This window comes from Pseudoalteromonas sp. SG43-7, from assembly GCF_014164295.1.
Classification (GTDB): domain Bacteria; phylum Pseudomonadota; class Gammaproteobacteria; order Enterobacterales; family Alteromonadaceae; genus Pseudoalteromonas; species Pseudoalteromonas rhizosphaerae.
In genome coordinates this window covers 1-3609 of sequence record NZ_JACJEY010000116.1, presented here as the reverse complement: position 1 = coordinate 3609, position 3609 = coordinate 1, and the positions used below count along the sequence as shown (strand labels likewise).

The window sequence follows — 3609 nt, the reverse complement described above, 5'->3', positions numbered from 1 at the left end:
AGTGTGGTCGATTTAGAATACGTTTACCAAGACGGCAGCCCGGTTAAAAATGCGCCCTACACCATTACCTTTGATGATGGAACGCAAGCGACCGGGCAACTAGATGACAGTGGACAAGCACAACTCAGCAATATTCCCAGCGGTCAGTTCAGTGTTAAATACGGCGAAGACAGTCGCGATTTTCAGCCTGAAGATAACACCACACCAAACCCGTTGTATGGGCAAATAACCACCGCTGATGCTGTGCACATGATCAATAGCGGTAACACTGCAAAACTGGAAGAGGCTGGCAATTTAGCCAACCAAGCAGGCGATTGGTTATGGGGCACACTGCAAGGTGACTTTAATAAAAACCCCAGCACCTCACAAATCGTTGTGGGTACCATTATCTCGATGATACCGGTGGTTGACCAAATCATGGACATTCGTGATATTTGTGCAAATACCGTATTACTCACCGATGATGACAAAGCCAATGACAGCGACGGTTGGATAGCCTTTACCCTAACCGCCATTGGTTTGGTTCCATTATTAGGCTCTGCTATAAAAGGTGTGGGTAAAGTTGTAATTAAAAATAGTGGTGAGTCAATGGAAGCCGCCATTGCAGTGCTACGCAAGCTCGGTAAAGGCGACCCAGTAAAATACTTACGGGAAATAAACTGGCAAAATTTGGGCAAGCAAGCCGCCAGTGAAGTAAAAGCAGTTATTAAAAGCTTTAGAGATACTCTTAATGATATTTCAACCAGCTGGAAATACGACCTCCTACTGCCAGACTCAGCCATTGACGGCATGCAAGCCATGGTCAAACAGCTTGATGAAGTCACCCCAAAAATTGACCAAGGCGTTAAAACCGCCGCAAACGATATCGGCAATCGCGTAAATAAAGCCCTCGATGAGTTTGAGCCACCGGCAAGTACAGGTGTAGTGGGTAAACCGAAGAAAACCGTTGCCAATGAGCTTAAGCCGCCGAAAGGGAATGATTTAAAAGGGGCTGCAGCGCTTAAGCGAGTCAGAAACCCAGCCCTTGATGCCCATTATAAAAACTTAGCTGCTTATGAAACGGCTTATAAGAACAAACTAGATGACGCTATTAAAAATGGTGACTCAAGCCATCGCATTGGTGCATTTAAAGCAAAACTTACCGAAGTTAAAGGTGAACGTGCAGCAAGTGCCTATATGGCACAACACTTTTATAAGCCCCCGCCACCTGCGAAAATGGAGCTAGGCTTTGGTCCGGGCCCCGGTTTTGACCAAGTATGGGCTCAGCGGGATAAAAATGGCAACGTGCTAGAATACTTTATCGTTGAAGCTAAGGGACCTGGCGCCGAGCTCACTAAAGGAGCTAAGAAAGGCGATCAAATGACCACGAAGTGGATAAAAAATACAATTAAAAGCATGAGAAAATCCAAGAAATATCCGGCTCAAAATACACTAGGCAACGACTTATTCAATGCGAATGACTTAGATATACCGTTAAATAAAATTGTTATTGAAGCCGTTGAAAAAGGCGGTCAAGTCGTCGAAGGAAAATTACAACCTTTACCATAGAGAATTGATAATGCTACAGTTAAACCAACTATCGATAGAAAATATAGAAGAAAACATCTCACGTGCAAACAGCCATTTGGCCGCATGGATAGAGCGTTTTCAAGATAATACTAGAACCCCTGAACAAAATAAAAATAGCGTATTTAAAATAACCGATTTCTATTTTATGCTTGCATACGCTAAATACGCACTCGAAGAGCACTCAGAAGTAAAACCCAATTTTGAAAAAGCAGCACCGTTTGCTTTTTTATGCGGCTTCGACCCTAAATTAAAAACGAGTAATAACGATTGGACTATTCAACAAGAGCTAAATGTTGTTCTTCTCTTTGCTGAGCAGGATGTTTTAGAAAAGCTTAAACACAGTGAAATAAAGTTATCCAGCGTTCAACATCAAGCAAAACTCCAATACGCTGAACTATTAAAAGCGATTGGTACAGGCCAAACTATTAATAAAGATGATGTTGAGGCTGCTTTACTTGAAGCCAAAAACACTAAAGACAAAGATGTACTGCAATATATACTTCCTTTATTAGAAGCAATCTCGGCCTTAGTCTCAGGTGATGAATTGCGTTGGCAAACTAGTATCGACAAAGCCATAACTTGGCATAAAGATGAATGTAAATTTGGTGATTTAAAAGATATGGAAGAAGGCTTTATCTGTTTAAATGCTCTTACTATGGCAAAGTTAGGCAAAGACATGCATGGTTGGCAATGCCAAACCGATTCACTATATTTACCTTTATTTTTAATTGATTAGTTTCGATAATCACACAACACGAGCCTATTATCTATGAGCAGTTTAATTCACTTATCACTTATTGACGAAGATAGATACCCTACTTCGCTTGACGGTGATGATGAAAGTAAATACCAACAGTTATTAGACATAACTCAAAAAGAAGCCATTCATTGGCAAAGCATTGAAATAAATTTGCGTGGCTTTGAGCCTGCGTTGCAATTATGGGACGCCATTGCGGGTAATAGCCGTTTATTATTGATTGCTAGCTTTAATTTTTATCCTCACAAACTACTCCCACCCGATGCGGATATCAGCGGTAGCTTTGGTTTTTTTCCTGCGGATATGGTTAAAGATTTATACGCGATAATGGAGGAAGAATACAATTTTGATATTAGCAACTTAGAAGGGCAGCAAATTATTGCTGAAATTGAAAAGGATGGAGACGATGAAGTAAACCCCGAAGCCTATGAGCTAGTTCGAGATAAATACTTTGTAACCTTTAGAGATGCGGCTGAGCAAGGTAAATCTATCGTCGTACTCATTGAGCAATAATTAACTTATATAGAAAACGCTAAGGACAGCACATGCGACCTGAAATAAAAAACATCCCCCAACAACTTGGGCAATACTTGTACCAGCAAATAAATGAGCCGTGGCTTGAAGCTCATCTTATTTTAGATTGCGCAAATAATAAAGTATCAGAATGCAAAGCTCACTTTATTAAAACAGATGACAAAACAAGGCATGCAATTGCTGCATCTGAAAATATAACAGCGCTGTTTAAAACATTATTTGACCATGCGATTAAAAACGAAGTTGAGGATTGGCAGCGCGCTATTTTTACTATCACTCGTCAAGGCCAGTTTAACTTAAACTTTGAGCGCGATAATAACGATGAAGAAGAAGTAATTACTGCTGTTCAAACACGTTAAGTATTAATTTAACCCGCTCTTTAACAACACGTAAAATAATTGATGTTGTGAGGCTAGGCGCTACAAATTAGCGCCCTAGCCTTAACTTGCTTTTCTAGTTAACTCCATCATTTACAGCTCATTCTTTCCTCTTTGTGCACAAAATAGTTTAAGTGAATTATTCACAAAGAGGTTAAGAGGCGCTGCCCTTAAAGAGTAAAAGCGCAACATACCAAATGGCTCAACGTTTTTACAAACCAGTAAGTCAATTAACATCACAGGCTCCGGGCAAGGCGATTTAATCATTCATAACGCCGGCGGCGAAATTAAACTCGATAGCCAAGGCAACGCCACCATCATCGCTACCAATATACTCACCCTCGACAGCAACATTGTCACCTTTGATGGGCC

The 3609-nt window shown here is 40.8% G+C and carries 3 protein-coding genes and 1 pseudogene; all 4 read left to right on the top strand.

Features of this window, described 5'->3' with window-relative positions; translation table 11 throughout:
- Positions 1-1548 (top strand): annotated as a pseudogene (locus tag H5200_RS22885) (hypothetical protein); the annotation flags it as partial.
- Positions 1549-1558: 10 nt separating this feature from the next.
- Positions 1559-2305 (top strand): immunity 49 family protein, encoded by a 747-nt coding sequence (locus tag H5200_RS22880; protein WP_259398159.1) that lies wholly within the window; start codon positions 1559-1561, stop codon positions 2303-2305.
- A 33-nt stretch (positions 2306-2338) separates the two neighbouring features.
- A complete protein-coding gene (locus tag H5200_RS22875) occupies positions 2339-2839 on the top strand; it encodes a hypothetical protein (protein ID WP_182740939.1) in 501 nt (166 codons plus the stop codon).
- A 32-nt stretch (positions 2840-2871) separates the two neighbouring features.
- Positions 2872-3219: an immunity protein YezG family protein gene (locus H5200_RS22870; protein WP_182762777.1), complete on the top strand. Its 348-nt coding sequence runs from the start codon at positions 2872-2874 to the stop codon at positions 3217-3219.
- Positions 3220-3609: the final 390 nt, after the last annotated feature.

Bases quoted from the DNA above. Each gene is read 5' to 3' on its own strand.
- H5200_RS22880 (WP_259398159.1), top strand. From the start codon at position 1,559: ATGCTACAGTTAAACCAACTATCGATAGAAAATATAGAAGAAAACATC.
- H5200_RS22875 (WP_182740939.1), top strand. From the start codon at position 2,339: ATGAGCAGTTTAATTCACTTATCACTTATTGACGAAGATAGATACCCT.
- H5200_RS22870 (WP_182762777.1), top strand. From the start codon at position 2,872: ATGCGACCTGAAATAAAAAACATCCCCCAACAACTTGGGCAATACTTG.